The sequence below is a fragment of the Geojedonia litorea genome (assembly GCF_042654525.1).
Taxonomy (GTDB): Bacteria; Bacteroidota; Bacteroidia; order Flavobacteriales; family Flavobacteriaceae; genus Geojedonia; species Geojedonia litorea.
In genome coordinates, this window is the sequence record NZ_JBHSGP010000013.1 from 78,585 (window position 1) to 102,619 (window position 24,035).

General features: G+C 34.2%; 17 protein-coding genes. 6 read left to right on the top strand and 11 right to left on the bottom strand.

The features are described 5' to 3' along the window. Positions 1-102 precede the first annotated feature (102 nt). A complete protein-coding gene (locus tag ACFO5O_RS07850) occupies positions 103-4,515 on the bottom strand; it encodes a translocation/assembly module TamB domain-containing protein (protein WP_387962568.1) in 4,413 nt (1,470 codons plus the stop codon). Between the two features lie 105 nt (positions 4,516-4,620). Here ACFO5O_RS07850 and tsaD point away from each other — a divergent pair, with 105 nt between their 5' ends. Beyond that, positions 4,621-5,643 (top strand): tRNA (adenosine(37)-N6)-threonylcarbamoyltransferase complex transferase subunit TsaD, encoded by a 1,023-nt coding sequence (gene tsaD / locus ACFO5O_RS07855; protein WP_387962569.1) that lies wholly within the window; start codon positions 4,621-4,623, stop codon positions 5,641-5,643. Between the two features lie 16 nt (positions 5,644-5,659). Here the strand turns inward: tsaD and ACFO5O_RS07860 are convergent, their stop codons facing one another. Next, positions 5,660-6,133, bottom strand: a complete 474-nt coding sequence (locus ACFO5O_RS07860) for a cupin domain-containing protein (protein WP_387962571.1) — start codon at positions 6,131-6,133, stop codon at positions 5,660-5,662. Between the two features lie 436 nt (positions 6,134-6,569). Between ACFO5O_RS07860 and ACFO5O_RS07865 the strand changes: the two genes are divergently transcribed. The 5 genes from ACFO5O_RS07865 (at position 6,570) to ACFO5O_RS07885 (ending at position 10,855) form a co-directional block, all read left to right on the top strand. Continuing rightward, positions 6,570-6,734 carry a hypothetical protein gene (locus tag ACFO5O_RS07865; protein ID WP_387962573.1) on the top strand — a complete coding sequence of 55 codons (165 nt, stop codon included), beginning with the start codon at positions 6,570-6,572 and terminating at the stop codon, positions 6,732-6,734. Between the two features lie 127 nt (positions 6,735-6,861). Beyond that, positions 6,862-7,617 (top strand): hypothetical protein, encoded by a 756-nt coding sequence (locus ACFO5O_RS07870; RefSeq protein ID WP_387962575.1) that lies wholly within the window; start codon positions 6,862-6,864, stop codon positions 7,615-7,617. 2 nt (positions 7,618-7,619) lie between these two features. Continuing rightward, positions 7,620-8,090 carry a DUF5675 family protein gene (locus ACFO5O_RS07875; RefSeq protein WP_387962576.1) on the top strand — a complete coding sequence of 157 codons (471 nt, stop codon included), beginning with the start codon at positions 7,620-7,622 and terminating at the stop codon, positions 8,088-8,090. Next, a complete protein-coding gene (locus tag ACFO5O_RS07880; RefSeq protein ID WP_387962578.1) occupies positions 8,044-8,259 on the top strand; it encodes a hypothetical protein in 216 nt (71 codons plus the stop codon). The genes ACFO5O_RS07875 and ACFO5O_RS07880 overlap by 47 nt, the downstream gene beginning before the upstream one ends. Before the next feature lie 865 nt (positions 8,260-9,124). Beyond that, complete coding sequence (locus ACFO5O_RS07885) at positions 9,125-10,855, top strand: AAA family ATPase (protein WP_387962580.1); 1,731 nt, start codon at positions 9,125-9,127, stop codon at positions 10,853-10,855. A gap of 295 nt (positions 10,856-11,150) precedes the next feature. Here ACFO5O_RS07885 and ACFO5O_RS07890 read toward each other — a convergent pair whose 3' ends face one another. The 9 genes from ACFO5O_RS07890 to ACFO5O_RS07930 form a co-directional block, all read right to left on the bottom strand. Continuing rightward, a complete protein-coding gene (locus ACFO5O_RS07890; RefSeq protein WP_387962581.1) occupies positions 11,151-12,455 on the bottom strand; it encodes a ComEC/Rec2 family competence protein in 1,305 nt (434 codons plus the stop codon). A 1,383-nt stretch (positions 12,456-13,838) separates the two neighbouring features. Beyond that, a complete protein-coding gene (locus ACFO5O_RS07895; RefSeq protein WP_387962582.1) occupies positions 13,839-14,006 on the bottom strand; it encodes a hypothetical protein in 168 nt (55 codons plus the stop codon). 81 nt (positions 14,007-14,087) lie between these two features. Beyond that, positions 14,088-15,464, bottom strand: a complete 1,377-nt coding sequence (xylE, locus tag ACFO5O_RS07900) for a D-xylose transporter XylE (protein WP_387962583.1) — start codon at positions 15,462-15,464, stop codon at positions 14,088-14,090. 3 nt (positions 15,465-15,467) lie between these two features. Continuing rightward, positions 15,468-16,784 carry a xylose isomerase gene (gene xylA, locus ACFO5O_RS07905; RefSeq protein WP_387962585.1) on the bottom strand — a complete coding sequence of 439 codons (1,317 nt, stop codon included), beginning with the start codon at positions 16,782-16,784 and terminating at the stop codon, positions 15,468-15,470. 143 nt (positions 16,785-16,927) lie between these two features. Beyond that, positions 16,928-18,412 (bottom strand): xylulokinase, encoded by a 1,485-nt coding sequence (locus ACFO5O_RS07910; RefSeq protein WP_387962587.1) that lies wholly within the window; start codon positions 18,410-18,412, stop codon positions 16,928-16,930. A gap of 131 nt (positions 18,413-18,543) precedes the next feature. Continuing rightward, positions 18,544-19,950: a purine-cytosine permease family protein gene (locus ACFO5O_RS07915; protein WP_387962589.1), complete on the bottom strand. Its 1,407-nt coding sequence runs from the start codon at positions 19,948-19,950 to the stop codon at positions 18,544-18,546. A 123-nt stretch (positions 19,951-20,073) separates the two neighbouring features. Continuing rightward, the gene (locus tag ACFO5O_RS07920; protein ID WP_387962591.1) at positions 20,074-21,216 is read right to left on the bottom strand and encodes an alpha-hydroxy acid oxidase; all 1,143 of its coding nucleotides are present in this window, start codon (positions 21,214-21,216) and stop codon (positions 20,074-20,076) included. Between the two features lie 93 nt (positions 21,217-21,309). After that, on the bottom strand, positions 21,310-22,686 hold the full coding sequence (locus ACFO5O_RS07925) for an FGGY-family carbohydrate kinase (RefSeq protein WP_387962593.1): 1,377 nt from the start codon (positions 22,684-22,686) through the stop codon (positions 21,310-21,312). Positions 22,687-22,696: 10 nt separating this feature from the next. Beyond that, entirely contained in the window at positions 22,697-23,977 is a 1,281-nt protein-coding gene (locus tag ACFO5O_RS07930; RefSeq protein ID WP_387962595.1) for a sugar isomerase, read from the bottom strand. Positions 23,978-24,035: the final 58 nt, after the last annotated feature.

Sequence of the window (24,035 nt, forward strand, 5' to 3'; positions counted from 1 at the left end):
AAAACTAGATTTAGAGCAGTATTTATGAATAATTTAGATGCTAACAAAACTTCAAACGTTTTCGTTAATAAAAACCTTAATTTTTAGAAGAATATTCAAGGATTATTGTTCCTTATTTTTGTTTTTTGCCTTCCAATTGATGTAATTCGGCAAGTTTTCATCAGTGGAATTTTGAGCATTAACATCTGGATTTTGTTGTTTGATTTTCTTTCGGTTTTTACCAGAAAAAATGATCTGTAGAAATTCCTTGAAAGTATCAAATTCTACATTATATGAAAGTCCAACACCTTGCGTGTACCCAATTTCTTCACCAAAATTTCTAATATTATTTTCGCGATTGAAAAATTTAGCCGTTAATGTGCCATCTTCGTTTAAAAGAATGGCTATTTCGGCATCTCCAGCAATAACAGTTTCATTTACCCCACCAATAGGGACACCTACTTTACCATTAAATAAAACCCTATCACTGATCTTAGTGCTCAAGGTTAATCCTAAACGGTCGTCTGTTTGATATTCTGGTGTTTTTTCTCCAGCTTCGAGATTTAAACTGTATTGAACTTTATCGTTACCGCTGGAAAGAATACTATTAAAAAGGCTATTTACTCTATCTGCAATAGTACCATAGGCTTGCTGACCTAAACTAATTTCACTAGCAAATGAACCTGTTGCCAATAAATAAAGGGCCTGGTTTTCCCTGCTTTCTTTAGTTTCAAGGCGATAATCCAACTCCGATTTTATAGTTGAACTTACATTAGGAAACTTAAAGGTGAAATCTGGTTCGGGCTGTTCTAGTTGGCCTGTAAGATTTATTTCCACATCAACACGAATGCTCCTATTTATTGGATTATCTAAAAGCACAGATGGATTTGCTTGGGTTTCATATATGGCCTTTAAGTCGATTTGGGCTCTCAAAGGATCGCCTTCCCAACGTATGCTTCCTCCAGGCTCTACAGTAAGTTGCTTTTCAACTAAACCTCCATATTTAAAATTGTACGTGCCTTTAGTAACCGCAAAATCACCAAACATTCTGAATTTTCCGTTTGTGTTGATCTCAAACAGTAAGTTACCATTACCAGAACCCTGTATTGTACTACCTGAATTTCGGTCTATTACAATTTCTATATCTGCATAAGGATTTATAATAAGGTCAAAATTGAGCTCTAAACCCTTAACATCGGTTTCAATGATCTGTTCACCTCGCAATCTTGCCTGTTTTTCTTCTGGACTTAAAAAATGAATATAGGAGTTGTCCCCATAGGATTCAAAATCATTTAACGGAATTTTAAACACAGTACCTTGTGCAGTACTGCCATCAACAGATATGACCAACTCATCTGTAGGACCTTTTAGTGAAGCCGTGCCGTTCATGAAGGCAGTACCGTAGTATAAGGCTTCTTCATTATCTTCAGTATTTAATACCAGTAACCTATTTGTATCAATATCTAAATTAAGTTTCCAGTCAGAAAAATTTTTATGCTCTATATATCCATTTAGTTCTGCCTTTGAAAAGAATTCTGAATCTGTTATTTGTGCCCTATTAAATATGAATCGTTGTTGTTCCAAAATCACTTCAGAATCAAAATCAAAACTATAATCTACGTTAAGATATGGTATTGTTAATCCTGCATTATCCAAAAGCAAATCACCATTGAACTGCGGGTTTTTCAAGCTTCCGGTAACACTGGCTTTACCCGTAACCAATCCTCGTATATTGGTAATTACACCTTCACCAAAAGGATTAAGTGGATTGAGTAGGAACTCCTCAAATGTGATATCAACATCAATACTTGGGTTGCTAGATCCAACATCTACATTTCCTTTTGCAATTAAGGATTTTAGGTTATTGTTTTCTAGCAAGACATCAACCTTATAATTTGTCAAAGACTGGTTTCCTGTTACATTTGCCTGTAAGAGACCAAGTTCATAATCATTTACCTTAAAGTCACTAATACTAACGTTGGAAGCAGGTAAATACACACCGTTTTGCTGAAGAATATCCAATTTACCATTGACCCTTCCTGCCAAGGAGAGACTATCTATTCTGGGTGTGATTTTTTCAAGGTCAACATCCTTAAAATCGAGTTCTATTTTTTTATAGGTTGAATCCCTGATGATTCCCGAAAGTTCAATTTCTTCTTCATAATGATTCATGACTATATTGCTAATGTCAAATTCTTTAAAGGATCTATCAAAAACAACTTTGTTGGATTTATTTCGCTCTTCATTAATAAACCATTTATTTTCCTTGAATGTAATGTCTGATTTTCTGAACCCAACCACAGATTTGTTATTCTCATCAATGGTATAATACATGCTCAAGTTAAAATCATCCTTATTCTTGCTTCCTGCTTTAAATTCAGATTTTATAAATAAAGTATCTCTTAATGTAACATTGATGAGATTAAATTTTGAAACATTATAGTATTTGGTGGTTAAACTATCTATTTGAATGTAGGTGTTAAATAACGGATTTGAGTTATCAATGCTAATTTGGATGTCATCAGCGAAATAATCAAATAACTTAATTTGTGGTGAGTTAAATGTGAGTTTAAATCCTTTTTCATCACTTTCCACTCTACCTTTAATAAATGTATTAGCTCCGAGTTCTATATCAGGATAAAACACTTCTACGATTTTATTGTAAATTCTAAAGTTGAAATCTAGGTATTGATCACCATCAATTTTGTTAGGAATATAATTGGTATATATGCTGCCCACCGAATTTTCAATAAGCTTCCCAATATCTTTAAATTTAAAATTACCACTTACCGTACCTTGAACAATATCAGGAGAGTTAATTTCCATTACTCTTTTACTATCTATAAAATTTGAGCTTATGGCAAAATCTTCAAAATAATATTCATCATTTTCATTAATATACGTTGTATTTTTAAAATTCAAGCTGCCAAAGGCATCATCAACCCCCGAACCTTTTAAAGATGTGGTCACTATTCCTTTAAACACAGAAATACTATCGTTTTTTACAAAGTTAAGTGCTCTTAAATTGGCATATTCAACATTTGCGGTAAAATCAAGTGCCTTTACATCTTTGGATAAATCTGCTAATCCATCAAACTTAAATTTAAAATTCTCGTCATTTGAAATCAGTAAACCATTAAAGATATTATTTCCTAATGTTCCGGAAACTTCTAAATTTTTATAGTCGTAATTATTATAATTAATCAAATAAACCTCACCGCTTACTTTTGTTTTCAGATTTTTCAAGGTAAATCCACGACCGTTTACATCTAAATTGAATGATGTAGCTTTTATGTCTGAGTTGTCTATTAAGCGGCCAAGATCAAAATCGGTAAAAACGACGTTACCAATATAATCGGCATTATCAACATCATCAACATGGGTCAGTTTGAGGTTTGATTTGATTTTGCCTAAATCTGACATGATATTTAAGTCGGCATCAATAGTTGTTGCCGTAATAAAAGAAGTTCCGTCAATGATGAAATTTCCAAATTTTGAAAATACTGTTGGGATTGATTCTCCTAAAATATTGGGCAAGAGCGCTTTTAGGTCATAATAATTTGATGATAGGCTATTAATCTTACCATCCATTGAAAAGTTATTAGGTTCAGGGCTAAAAAGATTTTTAAAATTAATATCTCCATATACTCGTGTTGCCGTGCTTGTTGTTAAGGCTAAATTTCTTGCATTTAAATCATTTAACGTCCCAGTTAAGTCTACACTCATTTTAGCCACCTGGCCAACGCCAAATTCATTATAAAACACATTAAGGTCATCTAATAACACACTCGCTTGATTGAAGCTAGCCGTGACTTTTACTTTATCTTCAAAATCTTTTAAATCTTCTCTCTTAAAATCAAACCTTACTGCACCATTTAATGTTGAGTTTGGTGTTTGAATATTTAAATTATTGAAACTCATATGATCCAGCGTATACTCAAAATCTGTAATCATATTTTTAACAGTTATGCCCCGAGTGTCCTGAAAAGCCAAAGTATTAATACGGGCACTTACATCTGGTCCTGAAATTAAAAAGTTAGTGGCATTAATATTTAGGTTATCAAATTCTAAAATACCTTGATTTTCTTTATTTTCATCAATTAACCTAAACTTGCTATCATAGATTGATACATCGCTTGAAGAAAGTAAAAATCCACTTTTTTCTTTGCTAGGATTATCTTCATCAAACTTTGCCACAAACACATCCAAGTTGGTTTGGTTTTCACCTTCGTGGGTCTTGACATTAAAAAATAACTCTATTACATCAATGTCTCCAAAAGCTAATTTGCCATAATACACATTTCTAAAACTTAAAATAGATGTATTAAGCTCTTGAATACTGATTAAAGTATCTTTTTTGTAATCTTCAATAAAGATATTCTTAAGTTCTACATCACCATTTAATTGCAATCCAACTTTCCCAATGTTTATACGCGTTCCAAATTCTTCATTAAGGCGTTTAGTTGCTTTTTTTCCTAGATGAGTTTGAACCGCAGGGATAGAAAGTACAAGTACCAAAATGACAAATAATAGCAAAAGTATTGCTAGAATCTTGGATGTTATTTTTAAAAATTTTTTGATACGTATTAAAGTTATAACTTTGAACCCAAAATTAACAATTATTGTGCCCAATTTACGCTAATGGCTTCACAAAATATTTATATTCTTGGTATTGAATCTTCATGTGATGATACTGCTGCCTCTGTAATGCTAAACGGTAAGATTTTAAGTAATGTTGTTGCAGGGCAAAAGATCCACGCTGAATATGGTGGAGTTGTGCCTGAATTGGCTTCCCGAGCCCACCAGCAAAATATAGTTCCAGTAGTACATCAAGCCTTAAAAATGGCTAATGTTAATAAGGAACAGCTTAAAGCTATCGCCTTTACGAGAGGACCAGGTTTAATGGGATCTTTGCTTGTAGGAACCTCATTTGCTAAATCATTAGCTTATGGTTTAAATATTCCACTGATTGATGTCAATCATATGCAAGCTCATATTTTGGCACATTTTATTGAAGAAGATGGATTTAATAAACCTCCATTTCCTTTTTTAGCCATGACAATTTCTGGTGGACATACACAAATAGTTAAAGTAAAAAGCTATTTTGAGATGGAAGTTATTGGTGAAACTATAGATGATGCCGTTGGCGAAGCTTATGATAAAAGCGGAAAAGTTTTGGGTTTAGGCTATCCTGCTGGACCAGAAATAGACAAGCGTGCCCAATTAGGAAACCCTAAAGCATTTAAATTCACTAAACCCAAAGTTGATGGCCTAAACTTTAGTTTTTCGGGATTAAAAACAGCTATTTTATATTTTATTCAAAATGAAGTTAAAACTAATCCTAATTTCATTGAAGAGCGTCTGAACGACATTTGTGCTTCCATTCAATATACAATAATTGGAATATTGATGGACAAATTAAAAAAGGCAAGTAAAGAAACGGGCATTAAACATATTGCTATTGGAGGTGGAGTTTCAGCAAATTCTGGAATAAGAAAAGCGCTCAAAGATGGTGAATCAAAATTTGGATGGACAACTTACATTCCAAAGTTTGAATACACCACAGATAATGCTGCGATGATAGCTATTGTAGGTTATTTGAAATATTTAGAAGGGGATTATGCAAATCAAAGCATTGCTGCTTCTGCTAGATTGAAACTATAAAGCCAATTATATAGAATCAATTTTTAAGTTTTTCAGCAACACTATCATAATAATCTTGAGAAAGAACTTCAGTCCAAATGGTAGGCTGATCTCCACCATATATTGCTAAATAAGTTACCAAACTATCTTTGGTAGATGAATGCCAGTGTTCAGTATCCTTATTACACTTTATAACATCACCAGTTTTAAGAATTATTGGCGCTTTCCCCCGTTCTTGATAGTATCCTTCGCCTTCTACAATGATTAATATTTGTGGTGTTGGATGCTTATGCCAGTCTAAAGTTGAATTTGCCTTAAATGTGGCTTTAGTAATGTTATAGTTTAAGTCGTCATCAGCCCGTAAGAGCGGATTTAACCAAGCTTCACCAATGTAATGCGTGTTTGGCGCTTTTATGCCCTCTTCTAAATAGGAGGAAATAGCGTAATTTGAATCTTGAGCAAACAGATAAAACGGTACTATGATAAATAGACTACAAAATAAATTTTTCATAAATATGTTTTTTTAAATATAAGAATTGGATGGTACTTATTCAAATCAAATCTTTTAAGGTATAAAACAAAAAGTGAAATATTACTTTTAAACCAATTGGAATAAAAAAACCCTAATCAACATTTAGGAGTTAATTAGAGTTTAAAATGTGATCGCGACAGGATTCGAACTCATCCTGTATAACCCTTGTAATAGAGGCTTTTCACTATATCCTGCAAACCATGTTGACCGATTTGTGAACGGTAACAAAAGATTGATTTTAGTTGTATTTAACTGAACGTCTTAATAGTAAATATACAATTTTAACTTGGTTAAAACCAGATAAATTAGTGCAATTTTTATGATATAGGAAAGCCGCTTAAAACTAATTAATATACTGGTAAATTACCTCCAGTTCTATGCCAGAGAACTCTGAAAATTCATAAACCGTAACAAGTTGATGAGGTTTCTTGCCAAGGTCTTCCTTGATAGTTTTAATTACCTTACGGCCATAGCGCTCGCTCTTTCCTGTGATGAGCTGGATATCTTTTGGGTAGATACATATTCGTTTTGGATTCATGATACTTTATCTATGCTTTATATAGGCAGTATCTATACTTAAAACACCTTTAAGTCCATAATTGGAATTGTTGGCAAAATCGGTATATGGTGTTTTAAGTGACACTTGCTTTTTTATTTCTTAATATGAAGTTAGTTGTTTTGTTTCATTAATCAAAAAATGAATTATTATGGCAAGACAATCCGGAATTATTAAACTGAAAGGAACTATCGGGGATATTTCCTTTTACAAAACTACCGATGGACATTTGGCCCGTGAAAAAGGTGGCGTGGATGCCAATCGCATCGCAAATGATCCTGCATTCATTAGAACTCGTGAAAATGGATCTGAATTTGGGCGTGCTGGCAAAGGTGGCAAACTATTGCGCAATGCGCTGCGTGTCTTGATGCAAAATGCATCGGATAAGCGTGTGACCAGTAGGTTGACCAAAGACCTTCTTTACATTATCAAGACCGATGGTGTCAATGAAAGAGGGCTTCGGACCTTGGTTGATGGCGACTTGAACCTATTGTCTGGGTTTGAATTCAACCTCAACGGTAAATTGGGCACTACCTTATTTGCGCCTTATGTGAACGCTTTTGACCGTGTGTCTGGCGATGCCACATTGGATCTTGCTCCCTTCTCTCCTATCTTAAGAATAGCAGCGCCTTCGGGAACTACACATTACAAGATCGTGATGGGTGCATCGGAATTGGATTTTGAGAACGAAGTGTCCACTTTTGAAAGTGATGCCACTGCTATTCTTCCTTACACTGTTGCAGATACGCTGGCCATTGCCCTATCGGTGACGGTAACGGCCAACTCCTTGCTTCCAGTGGTCCAAGTGGTTGGTGTGGAGTTTTACCAAGAGGTGAACGGACAGATGTACACGCTTAAAAACGGTGCCTACAACGCTTTGGCAGTTGTGACCGTAGATACGCCGTAGTCATGGAACTCGTGCTTGAGAGAGCTTATTTTAAAGAGGGTACCAATGGTACTCTCTTTTGCTCTTATGGTCTTTTTAATGCTCCTCTAGGTAGATTTTTGTGCCATACGATTGAGTTGCCGTGGAAGGACAACAAGAGAACGGTATCATGTATCCCTGAAGGAATTTATGAGATCGTCCCAAGGTTTTCCACAAAGTTTAGCCATCATTTACTTGTGAAAGGTGTGCCAGACAGAAGTTTGATTCTTATCCATCCTGCCAATGATGCCCTAAAAGAGTTGGAAGGCTGTATTGCACCTGTCACCTATTTGAGTGGATTGGGTACTGGGACACAATCGAAAACGGCACTCCAGAAATTGCTATCCTTGGTGCATCAGGCCCAAGAGCGACATGAACCTATTTCATTAACTATTAAATCTGTAAATCATGAATATTATAGAACGTTACAAACAACCGACCCCAAAATTCTTTAGGACCTTGCGAAACATTGGTATTGCCATGGCTACTGCAGGTGGTGCTATTGTTGCTGCACCCATCAGTCTGCCTGCCATTGTGATCTCCATTGGCATTTATATGACCGTTGCTGGTACTGTGGCTACGGCAGTTAGTCAGGCCGTTGTTGAGGGTGACGATACGGTTTAAAATTAGTATTTGAGCCTATGCAGTTCAATTTTGATGATAGGATGAGCATTGCGGGTGGGACTATTTTCGGCATTCTGCCAAATATCCCTCCGGATGACCTCTTTGTAACGGTCATTATGGCTTTTACAGGTGCGCTGGTCAGTTTTATTGCTTCCCTGTTGTTCAAGTCGGTTGCAAGACTCTTTAAAAAATTCAGGTAGTCGTTAAGACAAAGCCCAGGAATATCCTGGGCTTTTTTAATGCCTATACTGTTGGACCTAAAAGTTCCTGTTTCCGCTTTCCTTTGACTTTTTATTTTGTTGGAACCTTTGTTGGTATACCACAATACACCATTTATAAAGATTGGTAAGCGCGTACCTATAATTGCTGGTCCTTGGTGTTAGTTCAAGGTATAATAATTGATTATAGAGCATATCCATGTTTGCTTTAAAGGTTTGCTGATCCATTTTTAGGAACATTGATTTAATGACTGCGGGGTTTGTTTTCTTGAAATCTATTTTAGACAGTATTTGGCATTTATAAACCATAGGCCACCAAAAACGCTGGAGCAATTGTATCTAGCAAACTTGCTTTGCTTTACAATTGCGAGGCGTAATTTGCCAAATGGTTTATAAAGTGTGAAGACTATTTTCTAAACTTAAAGAGTATAGCCCTTTATAGCCTTTTGCGGTGGGCAGTGGAGCCAGCTAATTTGCTTTCCTTTTTTATTTTTTCACCAAAATCTTTGAAAGATAAACTTTAAAAATAATAACATTACAGGAATTAAAATAGAATAATTATTGTTAATATTTTGTGATAACTTAATATAAAAAAGAAATATTTTGATACCATTTTGTGCTTATTTTAGTAATAAATAGTTTAAAAAATGATATATAAAGAATTTCTAATTGAGAATTTTAAAGGAATAGATAAAATTCACATAAATCTGGTTAAAGATGAATTAATACTGCTTCTAGGTTTAAATGAGTCTGGGAAAACAACCATACTAAAAGCCATAGAAACATTTGATCATAGAAATGACATTGCAGATAATTTTAAAGATAATTTTTTTAGAACTATTAGAAAAAAATCAGATGTAAACTCAAATCTTGCGGCTAGGATTACTGCAACAATTGAAATAGATAACCCATTGGAAATAAATGAATATGGGAATATATTTGATAGAGGAACGACCGGTAAAGATAAAAGGCAGAATGTCGAAGCTTTTTTTCATCACATAAATCATGAGAAAAAGTTATTGATAAGAAGAGTGATTCCTTTTAAAAATGGTAATCCACAGCAGTATTATTATGAATTTGTTTGTGACCATCCGTTTGCAAATGATCAATTTGCCAAAGTTTTAGCAAAAGAAATGGTATTGCGTTGCCCATTTATTATATATTTTGAAGATTTTAAAGACAGAATACCTGAAAAGATTTTTACTTCTAAATCAAATGACGCTTTTAATATAGATTGGTATGATATTATCGATGGGTTATTTTACAATACAAATAAGGAGTTCTCAATTCAAAATTTTAAAAAATTATATTCTAGAAATAATAAGCGAGAGAAGGATGCAAACACCGTACTAAAGCGAGTAAACAAGACTCTAAACAGCTCTTTTTCTGATAAATGGAAAGAGTTATCAGGTGTTAAAGACATTGAAGAGACAGAATTAACTTACCATGTTGCTAAAAGTTATTTCGAAATATCGATTACTGATACTGATGGAACAACTTATGGAGTAGATGAGAGAAGTAAAGGTGCATTATGGTATCTATCATTTTTAATGAAAACAGAATTTCGTAGAAAAAAATTAAGAAAAAAATCAGGAAAGCCTGTATTTTTAATTGATGAGCCAGCGTCTAACTTACATTCTACCGCACAACAAAATATGATAACTGACTTCAAGAAGCTTGTTGAAGATACTTCAGTAATTTACAGTACGCATAGCCAATATTTAATTGCTCTAGATAATATAAAAACCACCTATATTATTGAAAGAAATAAAGGTTCTGTAAAAAGTACTTTGTGGTCTGAATATATTAAAAGAGATCAATCAAATGAAACCTACTATCAACCTTTAGCCAATGTTTTAAATATTATACCAAACTCATTGGTTATACCATGGAATAAAGCATTAATTACGGAAGGGCCCTCTGACAGGAAAGTACTGTTAGTAATGTATAAGGTTTTACATTCTGACAAAGAGCAAAATTTTGTAATTTACCCAGGGACTTCAGCACAAAATTTAAAAACACTGTTATCATTTAATATAGGTTGGTGCTCAAATTTCAAGGTATTGTTAGATTCAGACAAGGAAGGAAAAATGGCAAGAGACAAGTATATTGATGAATTAGATTTAAATGAAAGTATAGTACAAATATTGCCAATTGATAATAAAAAAATAGAGGGATATTTCACCGAAACCGAAAAAAAAGATTTGTATAAAATAGTATTTGAAAAAAATAAGGATGAAAGAATAAATAAAAAAGAATTTTCTAGTATCTTTTCAATACTGAATTCAGATAAGGAGAAATTAAATATTGCTAAAACAGTTTTGACTGAACCAACAATTGAAAAGTTTAAAATCTTGTTTGAGAAATTACAAATTTAATTTTTTATAGACTATATAGATTGCCTAATTGTTTAAGGGTTTGTTTTTTATCTATAAATAGACTTAAGCAAAGCGACATAGGTGGAGGGAATTATGGATGTGGCGCCAGGAACAGATAATGAAAGTGTAATGGAACATTACGCTTTGATTATGCGCAGTGGCGAGGTGGGTAGACCGAACTGAACGATCGCCTGAAAGGATGTGAGGGCATGAGGGCTACCTACCGCAGACACATGGAGACAAAAGAGGATATCGTTTTATTGTTCAGAATAAAAAGATCTTATCTTTCTAGCTGTTAATTAGTATACTTTTGGTCATAACTTTCCCATTGATAGCCCATTTGGACTCTCCTAAAGGAATATATTTTTTCGCCATTTGTGCGCACATTGATAATACCTGGAAGGAGTTTTTTGAATCTCTGTCTTGCTTCGCGATTTGCTGAAGATGTTGAAAAATCCAGTCCAGCTATTGTAGTGTTTGTATTATTTGAATGATTCACCGCATCTGGGTCACCTGCATCGACAAATAAGGCTGACAACTCTGTTGAAAATATTAATGGTGCTGAACCTCTTCCTGCTTTACCCAAGCCTCCTAAAAATATTGCTCTAGGATGACCATGATCGGGCACTTCTCCTGACGATATTACTGATACCATTGGGTTAACAGCATTTAAAAGATCTTGAGAGAATTCATGGCTACCGTGATGTGGTGCTTTAAAAATATGAGCATTAACCTTTAATTGATTTCCAGGGATATTAAGTATATGACCGCTGCCTTCTATGTTAAGGTCTCCAGAGAAAAACGCACGTACATGATTGTAATCTATTCTGAAAATCAATGAATGACCGTTAATAGTATGGGATTTTCCTTTGAACCATTTTAAGGATCCATCTGAATCTAATACCGGACCTAACACCTCAAGGCTGATACTATTGTCCCCTATATTAATGAAACCATCACTGGCATCCAATCTCATATAATTTGCTCCAGATGCTTTTACAGCGTCTATCCAAACTTTATAATTGTCATTTAAAACTGAATTATCCAAATCGGTAAGGGAACTGTGTAATGTAACTAATTTTTCATTGGTCACCGTACCCAATTCTTCATTGTGACCACTCTTATATATCGCAATACCATTATGATATATATTGTTTACCTGAATTTGAGGATGCTCTAAAACAGGGATTAGACCGTCTACATGATCACCATCTGAATGGCTCAAAAAAAGATGGTCTATAACAACATTGTTGTTTGGTTGGTCTAGTCTATACTTCCAAATTAGAAAACCGAGAGCCTTGTCCTGAAGACCTCCGTCGACTAAAATCTTGATATCATTAGGGGTTGTAATGAAAGCTGCATCGCCCTGCCCTATATCTAAAAAATAAAATTCAAGTTCTTTATGATTGGTGAAGATGGTATTGGATCGTATTTTTCCTTGTCTGCCTCTATAGATAGCATCTCTGTCTTGGGAAGCTGTATTATCCTGGGCAGGGTCGAGTTCAAATTCATCACCAAATATTGCAACATAGCTTGTCTGTTCTTGGCCGTTATGGAAAGAAAATCTTTTCGTTTTATGTCCTAAATAGCTTTTAACCATTCTATTAAATTAATGTTTTTATTTGCTATACAATTTAATCAATATTCTTATCAACCAGAAATTTTCCTGATTAAACGAATGTCACTTTTTTATTAATGAGAATTAACTCTGTCTTTTTTGGGGCAAAGTGATGTAGGTGGAGGGAATTATGGATGTGGAGCCAGGAACAGATAATGAAAGTGTAATGGAACATTACGCTTTGATTATGCGCAGTGGCGAGGTGGGTAGACCGAACTGAACGATCTCCTGAAAGGATGTAAGGGAATGAAGGCTACCTACCGCAGACACATGGACACATTTGATAATTGCCGGAGGCTACGTGCTTGACCCTTTTACAAGAATTTAATAGTGCTAGGCTATTTTCAAACTCCCCGTCCGACTTTGCCTTCCCGCCATCTGGCCCCTGCGCTAAAAAGGTATACTATACCTTTTTTTTACGCTTGCTCCCCCTCTTTATCTAAAGAAGGGAGCTTTTGTGATTTTCGAACTCATTCTACAATTATTAATTCTAGTTACAATTTGAGCACGTGGCTAGCCGCTATTTAGCTTGTGGCATTCTTATCTTAAATTATTGTACTCATGAATATCTGCCTTTATGTTTTGAGTTATGATTTGAGCGCAGAGGCAGGCAGATATTTTACATAATGGAGTTATAAGTACAGCTTTGGTGATGTGGTGGGTAATGCGGCTGTATTATAACTACCCGTTATGTTAACATAGCTTTGGGATAGCGTTTAAATTAATAGCTTTTTGCTTGGGTGCAGCTTATTGCTTTTTTATTTAACCCTTTAATTCCATAAAAAACTCTAAATAAAACAAGAAATGTGCTGCAAGTGTTTTGGAATTTAAACGCTATATAAGTGTGGAGCGGGCAGGCTTGCTCAATGCGGCACATTTTTTATTACGCTACGCTTTGACTTCGACAAGCTCTGTCTGACAGCTCGCAGTGACATTGTGGTGATTTATTGAAAGATTACTCATTGATATACATTTTATTTAGTAGTATTAGTGAATGCTTCGCATTTGCTGGCTTCGACTTCGACGAGCTCCATCTGACAGCTCCCAATGGCAGAAATAATGATTTTATGAGTTTTCTACAATCTAACCCTGTTCTTGGGTAAGACCATAGAGGTTGTATACCATGGTTTCTATTGTTTTTTCTGTTTAGGTAATTTGGGCTTTTTGCTTGTTGTCCTCAAAGCGTTCCAATCACTCAAACTCGTCTTTTTTAGTGAGTGATGTGCCACCTGCTTTTTTAATAGCTTTCTAATTTCATCCTGGTTATGTGAATCAATGGGAACTACTTTACATCTACAAGCTTCATACTTTATGGCAGTAGGTAGACAAATGACCTGCATCCATAAAAAATCGATCTCTAAAAGGTCATGTCATGTCGATTGGATCGAAATTAAAAAATTCAGAATATAAAATGTGCATAAAATCCGCACCTTCCATGGGGCCACCTGGGTGTCCTGAATTTGCCTTTTCTACCATAACAACAGCCAAGGCTCTAATATTATCTGCCGATTGTTGATCAATTTTTTTGTTCATTTTTTTCGCATTTATAAATTAACCCAATTGCAAAAATTAGATTTGATTGGGATATTTTATTTTTTAAAGGGTGTAATTAAACTATTTCTTTTTCCAAATGCTTTCCATTTCTTCTAAAGTTTTCCCTTTGGTTTCAGGAACACATTTCCAAACGAATATCGCAGAGATTATACTCATTACTCCATAGAAAAGGTAAGTTCCTCCATTACTAATTTCCATCATAGGTGGGTAAGTAGATGAGATAAAGAAATTTGCAGCCCATTGAGCTGCCACTGCAATTGCTACCGCCTGACTTCTAATTTTATTTGGAAATATCTCTGAAATCAATACCCAACAGATGGGTCCCCAACTCATCATGAAAGATGCGGTATAAACAATTATAAATACTAAGGTTGTTATTCCTATAATATCCATAAAAGCTAGAGTAGAAATGGCAATCATGCCTATCGCCATTCCGATAGAGCCAATAATTAACAAGGGTTTTCTTCCCCATTTATCTACCGTCATAATAGCTACTACAGTAAATACAACATTAACCAAGCCCATAATAATGGTTTGTAACATTGACGCGTCTTTGGCTGCTCCCATACTTTCAAAAATACGAGGGGCATAATACAATGCTACATTAATACCTACAAATTGCTGAAAAACTGATAATAAAACGCCAATAACTATAACCGCTTTTCCATAAGAAAACAGTTTAGCTTTATTTACATCTACAGTTAGTTTAATATCACTTAATATTTTAGTAGCTTTCTCTAAACCGTTGAATTTAGATAAGATAGACAAGGCTTTATCATCTTCTTGTTTTAAAGCTAAATACCTTGGAGATTCTGGAACAAAAAACAATAAAACAACAAATACAGAAGCAGGAATTGCCTCTGATAAGAACATTCTTCTCCAACCAATTTCATTAATCCATTCTATAGTTTGACCATCAGCAATACCCCAGTTTACAAAATACACTACAAGCATTCCAAAAATGATAGCAAATTGATTTAAAGAAACCAATCTTCCTCTAATTTTGGCAGGTGCAATTTCTCCAATATACATAGGGCAAACTGCAGATGCTAAACCAACTCCAATACCACCTATAATTCTGTAAAAATTAAACATCCAAAGTAAACCCATTGAAGCTTCTCCTTTATTGAAGAATAAAAACTCGGGGTTTGCAGAACCTAAAGCTGATAATAAGAATAGAATACCTGCAATTATTAACGCTTTTTTTCTTCCATAAGAAGAAACAAAACCAGATATAGCCCCTCCAATAATACAGCCTATTAATGCCGATGAAACTGTAATTCCGTGTAAAAAGGAACTTAAACCTTGACTCTCTATTAAAAAGGCTTGAATTGATTTTTCTGCTCCCGAAATTACTGCGGTGTCATAACCAAAAAGTAACCCTCCTAATGTTGCAACGATGGTTACCACATAAATATATGCTGTATTTTGCTTCATAATTTAGATATATTGATTAATAATGTTTTCAAACAACTCTTGTTTACCACTTTTTAATTGTAGTTCGCCGTTTTCATGAGCGATTTTATATAAATCTTGTAAACTTAGTTTTCCATTCTCAAAATCTTTTCCTTTTCCTGAATCGAAAGAACTATAACGTTCTTTTCTTAATTTTTCATAAGGTGAAGAGGTGATTATTTTATCTGCAATTAATAAAGCTCTCGCAAAGGTATCTGCACCACCAATGTGTGCATAGAATACATCGTCTAGGTCTGTTGAGTTTCTTCTAATTTTAGCATCAAAATTAACACCACCTCCTTGCAAGCCTCCAGCTTTTAGGAAAACCAACATAGCTTCAGTAGTTTCTTGAATATTGTTAGGGAATTGATCGGTATCCCATCCGTTTTGGTAGTCACCTCTGTTGGCATCTAAACTCCCTAACATACCTGCTTTTGCAGCTGTTTCAATTTCGTGTTGGAAAGTGTGTTGCGCTAAAGTGGCATGGTTGACTTCGATATTTATTTTAAAATCTTTGTCTAATCCGTATTCTCTTAAGAACCCTATAGCTGTTGCTGTATCAAAATCATATTGGTGTTTTGAAGGCTCCATAGGTTTAGGCTCAATAAAGAAATTTCCTTTAAACCCTTGGCTTCGCGCATAGTCTCTACACATGGACAAAAACTGCCCCATATGATCAAGCTCACGCCCCATATCTGTATTTAGCAACGACATATAACCTTCTCGACCACCCCAAAACACGTAATTTTCACCACCTAATTTAATAGTAGCATCTAAAGCTAATTTTATCTGACCTCCAGCTCTTGCAACCACATCAAACTCTGGATTGGTAGCAGCTCCATTCATGTATCGTGGATTTGAAAAACAGTTTGCTGTTCCCCATAATAATTTAACGCCACTATCTGCTTGTTTCTCTTTAATATAATCTGTAATTATAGCTAATCTTTGTTCTGATTCTGAAAATGTTGTACCTTCTTGTATTAAATCGAAATCGTGAAAACAGAAATAATCAAAACCCATTTTACCAATAAATTCGAAAGCAGCATCTGCTTTATCTTTTGCAGCTTGAATAGGGTCAGCTGATTGATCCCAAGCAAATTTTTGAGTTCCTGGACCAAATGGGTCGGAACCTTGTCCACAGAAGGTGTGCCAGTAAGCTATAGAAAACTTAAACCAATCTCTCATGGTTTTACCTGCGACTACCTGGTCTGGGTTGTAATATTTAAACGCTAATGGATTATCTGATTCTTTTCCTTCAAATTTGATTTTGTTAATTCCTTTAAAGTATTCTTTAGTTGCCATGATGAAATATGATTATTCGTTTATTCGTTTATTCGCTTTAAGTTCTACACACGCGTTAGAGATTGTAGAAGATGTTCTTTTTGTTAAGTACGATCTAAAAAGATTGGAACGTAAGGTCCGACCCTTGTAGTAGCGCCCAGCTATTATTTATTTAATATGAGTTCTAATTCCTTTTTCCAATTGTTATATGCTTTTATATAAGGTTCCTTATCTTTAAAAGGCATGAATGTCATAACATGGTCATTATCCATAATTACCTTTCCGAAGGTTTTAAAATCGCCCTTGTGTAAATTTGCAGCTCGAGCTGCTCCTATAGCCCCAGTGGTGTTGTAAATTTCTATTTCTTGCTCGATTAAAGTAGCCACCGTGTTTGCAAAAATTACTGAACGGAATAAATTATCGTTTCCCGCACGAATTACGTTTGGTTTAATGCCATCTGATTTTAGAATTTCCATGCCATACACAAATGAAAAGGCGATACCTTCAAGCGCTGCACGACATATGTGCCCTTTGTGGTGATTGTTTAAGTTCATATTAACGATTCGCGTACCAATCTCTTGATTGTTGAGCATACGTTCTGCACCATTACCAAACGGAATTAAACACACACCATCTGACCCTATTGGGATTTCTGAAGCCAAATTATTCATCTCTTCATAAGAGGATACCGCCAAATTATTAAGTAACCAGCGGTATTGAATGCCTGCGCCATTTATATTAAGTAGTTTGCCTATACTTGGGTTCGATTTTGTGTAATTTACATGTGCAAAATTATTGACTCGGGTACTTTCTTTACCAGATAGATTATCGGTAACCGCATATACCACACCGGAGGTTCCACCTGTTGCAGCGACTTCTCCTGGGTTGAATACGTTTAATGATAAGGCATTATTTGGTTGATCACCAGCTCTGTAATAGATTGGTGTTCCTGCTGCTATACCAGTTTCGGCTTCACCTTTTTCACTCACCAGAGATTGCACTCCGAACGTATCAACAATATCTGGAACGAATGCTTTATCGATGCCATAATATTCTAATAGGAAATCTGCAACTTTATCGTTTTTAAAGTCCCAAAAAACCCCTTCTGATAATCCTGAAATTGTGGTGTTTATTTTGTCTGAAAATTTATAAGCGATATAATCACCTGGAAGCATAAACTTATACATTTGGTTATAAATGTCAGGTTCATTTTCTTTAACCCACTTTAGTTTTGAAGCTGTAAAGTTTGCCGGAGAATTTAATAAATTTGAACTGCATTTTTCTGTACCAAGTTCATCAAAAGCTTTATGTCCAATTTGAACGGCTCTACTATCGCACCAAATGATACTTTTTCGTAATGGAATACCCTGTCTGTTTACAACAACTAAACCGTGCATTTGGTAAGAAATACCAATACCTTTAATTTGCGATCTACTTATGTTATATTTCTTTTTTAAAGACTTTATAGCATTACAGATATGTTTCCACCAATCGTTAGGATTTTGTTCTGCCCAACCATTTTTTATAGCGAGCATCGCCATTTCTTCTTTAGGTTCTTGTAGAACGCCTAAACTTTTACCAGATTTAACTTCTACTAATGCTGCTTTAATAGATGAACTTCCTATGTCTAATCCTAAGTAATAATTCATTTTAGTGCATATCTTAAAAATAGTATATCTTCGTTTAAATACTTTTAATTACAAAATAATCTGTGGAAGTAGTAATAACAATAAGTTATGAGTTTATTTCAAAAATCGTAATTTCAATAAAAAATCATCTATTACTTTTGAAACTTTTTACTAAATATTAAGAATAGAATTCCACATAATAACCAAGCAGGAAGTGTTACAAACGATAAGAACACATCGAACTGAACTGATATAAAATAGAACAATCCGAAACTAATTGCCCAAGCCCAAAACACAGATTTATTAAACGATAAATTAGCTGCTTCAGCATAATTTTTTACGATACCTGCCTTTTTATGGAAAAAGTGCTCAAATACAATAATGGCTCCAAAAGGTGCTAGTATAAATCCGTAAAGTGCTACGAAACCTAAAAGTTTCATTGCAAAAGCAGGGAATAGTCCTGCTATAGTAGCGATCGTACCCGCTAAAATAGTCACTTTTGCGGTTGATAATTTTGGTAAAATCGCTTGGAATGCTAAACCTGCTCTATAAATTGTAGGATTAGCAGTTGTCCATCCCGCTAATACAACGGCAACAATACCAAATATACCAATCGCATTATTTGCTAATGGTCCAGGAGCAACAGGTGGTGCATCGCCATTAGTTAAAAATGCTTGAGCCTCTGGAGACTTTAAATAAACCGCATATAATAATGCTGCGGCTATCCAGGCCATATAATGACCTACGTACATTCCTGCAGCAGTTGTCCATCCGGCATTGGGTTTTTTAGCAAATCTAAATACTGATAAATCAGACATCCCAACGTGCATCGCTGCATTAGCAAACCATGACCAAATAACTACATGCCAAAACGTAAATTTTATTTGTCCAGGAAAAGGCTCTCCACCTTCACCCCAAATATTCCAGAATTCAGAAAAACTATTAACATTTAATTGACCTAATGCAACTATACCTGCAGCAATAAAGGCCAAAACAATTACTGGAGACATCCAGTTGGCAGCTTTTGTAACAGTATCATAACCTCTTGCAGCTATGATTGAGATTACAGCCCCAATCAATATTACTATGATGACCCAAGTCATACCATTAGGCATGGTATCAGTTAATTTTGGCATAGGCATATCAAATGGAATCCCCACCGCAGTTGCTGAAACTGTTATCATGGCCCCTGCTAGGAAGCAAAATAACACACCATTTGCTAAATTATATCCAGTTACTAATTTCTTACCACAAATTTTTTCTAATTGATAATAAAGGGTAAGTCTGTTTTTTACAGCTATTTCTGCTGTTAAAAAACGCCAGCTTAAAACAGCTAAAAGGTTTCCAAGTAATAAACCAATAATCAAATCAAATGCACTTACTCCTGCAGTTAAAAATAAAGGACCTATCATAAATTCTGTTCCTGCTGCGTGTTCTCCAGCATACATCCCAATAAAACTTTTCCATCCTTTTAATTTTGATGTTGGTACTGGAGTTCTTTCAAATTCTCCTCCTGCAATTTCTTCAATAATATCCTCTTCAATACTTATTTGGCTCATATAGTTAGTTATTATGATTATTGGTAACCCTAATTTAATTCAAAAAGTTAAGTTAAATTTTCAATGATTAAATCAAAAATATGGTCTCACCCTAACAATTCCGTCCTGTACTGTCTGGTAGAACTACTTAATTAGATGATTAGGAAAATCGGTTGTTTTTTCACAGCATAACTGCTCCATAACTTGCTGTAATTCTGTCTTTAGCAATGATATTGTATGATTTCCTCCTTTTTTTCCAAGTGCGGATACACCATACATGAACGATCTCCCCATAAAGGTAAACTTAGCTCCGCTTGCCATAGCTCTTGCAACATCGGGTCCTGAACGAATACCACTGTCCATCATTACTTCAATTTTATCACCATATTTTTCTGCAATTATTGAAAGAGGCTTTACAGTTGATTGTCCTGCATCTAATTGTCGGCCACCATGATTAGATACTATTATACCATCTATTCCAAGTCGTATGGCTTCTTCTGTGTCATATTCTGAAGCCACACCTTTTAAAACTAATTTCCCTTCCCACATGTCTCGAATAGGCTTTATTTTTTCTTCATTCAATCTCCCACTAAACGTTTGATCCATAAACTTACCCAATTGCTTTAAATCTAATCCTTTAGGCATGTAAGGTTTTAAAGTTGCAAAATTTGGCTGTCCATATTTTAATGTTTCCAGCGCCCAATGAGGTCTGCCGAATATTTGTAAAATATTACTCAATGTCATTTTAGGCGGCATTGCTAAACCATTTCTAATATCTCTAGGTCTAAATCCAAAAGTAGGCACATCACACAGAATAACTAATACCGGGCATTCTGCAGCTGCAGCTCTATTAATGATTTCATTGCGTAATATATCTTCAGTGGGATGGTATAACTGAAACCATGCTTTACCTTCGGTTAATTCACTGGCACGCTCTATACTTGTTGTAGTTACTGTACTTAATATAAAAGGAATATTATGTTCAAATGCCGCTTTAGCTAAAATTTCTGGTGAATTAGGCCACATTAATCCTTGTAAGCCAACTGGAGCAATTCCAAATGGTGCGTCATACTCAACACCAAATAGCGTTGTTTTTAGTGAAGAGCCGTGATGTTTTCTTAAATAATTTGGTTTTAACTGTACTTCTCTTAATTCTGATGTATTTCTAGTCAAATTTACATCTTCATTACACCCACCATCTAAATATTCAAAAGCAAACTTCGGAATCTTTTTTTGAGCTTTTGTTCTTAAATCGTCAATTGAAGGATATCTGGTGTCAAATTTCATAACAATAGTATTTTTACGATAGCTTTTTTTTAAGAAATATAGTAATTAGTAAAAACTACCATTTAATCATTCTCAATTTTTCAATTGTATATTTTATCCACTAATAATAAATGGGACATGTTTCTTAAGTGCATAATTTCTTTTCAAAAATTTTGAATTAAGTTTTGTGTCAGATATTGAAATTGCAGCACCTAAAGCAGAACCTAATGATGCACTTGTAGTTCTTAATTTTTTATCTCTAAAGTGATGTGATAATAATTTAATATAAACATCATTATCGCTAAACCCTCCATCAACATAAAGTCTTGTAATCTCATCCTCTCCCATAGCTTTTTTTATACATTTTATTTGCAATAAGACTAGCTCTATCATTAAATGATGATATGCATGCTCAAATTTGTGATACGATATATGGGTGCGCTCAGGCATATCCTTATCTTCTATGCTATCCCATTTAAAACAATAATTAAAATCTTGAATAATTTCAAAATAAGTATCATAATCAAAATTAACTGTACGATGGTAATCCTTATCTACATTAAATAATTTATTTAGTTTGTCAACCTGTATTTTATACTCATTTCCTAGAAAAATTCGTGATGCTTTTACTGGCTTTCCATTTATCCTCAAATAGTTTATTGCATTCTTATCATTCATGTCTTTAGAAATAGGTTTTTTTGTAAAGGGATTAAAAGCTATACTCCAAGTGCCGGTAGAAATAAGCACAAATTTCTTCTTAATACTTCTTACATATGGTAGTAATGCTGCTGAACTATCATGAATACCGACTCCAATTTTTATACGATTTCCATTATAATTCATATTTATACTTGTTTCGGTTGAAACAATAGGAGGCAAAATTTTATCAATACCTTCTTTATAAACCCAAGTATGATAATCCTTTTTTCTATAATCCCATAAGGCAGTGTGACAACCAATACTTGTATATTCACTTATAGGAATTCCAGTAAATATGTAACTTAAATATTGTGGTAAGTGTAAGGAATATTTTATTTTACTATAAACCTCTGGTTTAGATTTTTTTATCCAATACAGTTGAAGACCAGAATTTAACATACTTAAATCTGCACATCCTGTTGTTTTTAAAAATTTTTCCTTTGGACCGTACTCTTTAAAAAAGGAGTCAATGATTTTTTTATCTAAAGTCTTTGTGTAGTTATAAAGTGGCGTAACTGGATTTCCATTTTCATCTATATGAACTAAACTTGCCCCATAAGTTGAAAAGTTAATGGCTTTTACCGCGTACTCTTTGGCTTCAAGAATTCGGTTAAAAACATCTTTCAACCATTTATGCAAAGCTTGAAGGTTTTCAGTTGGGTGTCCATCCTCATCAACTACTTCATCAAAGGCAATATATTCTTTATGAACTTCTTTAAAATCCTTATCAAATAAAAAAAACTTTTTGTTAGTCTTACCAATATCAAAAACAGCAGTTACTTTTTGTTTCATACTACATAATTTACAATCCTGTAGCTACAGTGTTTTTACCTCTTTCTTTAATTAATTGGCCTCTAATATCTAATGTTCTGTACGTGTTTAAGGGACTTATAGCACCTCCACTGTTTAATCTGGCATTTTCTAATAATGGTCTAACATCGGTTCTGTAAGCGCCTTGAATAATTTCTTGACACTTTACAACATCATTATTTAATTGAGCAGCTTTTAATTCATCTTGATTAACAAGTAATGCTTTAGCATATGCTTCTTGAATAGCTTCTAGGGATTGTATTAGATCTTCTAAAGGATCTTTAACATTATGGCTAGCATCAATCATCCACGCTAAATCTGGATTTTGTGGATTATTTGCCATACCATAAACCAATTCATTAAAGATTAAAAATAGAGCGTATGGTTTAATACTTCCTACGGTCAAATCATCATCACCATATTTGCTATCGTTAAAATGAAATCCACCTAATTTACCTTTTAATTGTAAAATTGAAACAATTTGCTCAATATTACTATTTGGTAAATGGTGTCCTAAATCTACTAAGGTATATGCTTTGTCTCCACAACCATTAGCTAGCATTAATGAGGCGCCCCAATCTTGTATTACTGTACTATAAAAATTAGGTTCATACGGTTTGTATTCAACCAACATTTTCCAATCATCTGGAAGACCTTTATAGATATCTATCAAGCTATCTTGCGTGTTTTGAAATGCGGTTTGAAAGTTATTTTGTCCTGGAAAACAAGATCCATCAGCCAACCAAACCGTTAGAGCTTTAGACCCTAATTTATCACCAATTTTAATAACCTCTAAATTGTGTTGTATAGCTTGTTCTCTAACAGCTTTACTTGTATTACTTAAAGATCCATATTTATAGGTTTCCTTTGCGTTTTTTTGATCTTGAAACGTATTTGAATTTACAGCATCAAATTTTATGTTTAATATATTTGCTTGTTCTTTAATTGCATTGTAATCAGAAGGTATATCCCAAGGAATATGTAAAGATACTCCACCTGCTGTTTGGGTTAAACTATGAAGAACACCAATATCTTCAATTTTTTGCTCAAGACTTGAAGGTTCTCCAAAAAAAGAAAAGCGTCCGAAACGAGTTCCACCAGCACCTAATGCCCAACTTGGAATAGCTACCTGAAAATCGGCCAACATAGTTAATATACTATTAACATCATGGCCTTGCTTATTTAATTTATGAGATAAAAAATCAAAATTTTCTTTATGATTCTCTATTTCTGATTTATTGCAACCTAATATTTGATCTTTTTGTATTTTCATGATAAATTTCTCCAAATGCAAAGAAACTTCCATAAACCATAATTTCTATGGAAGTTTT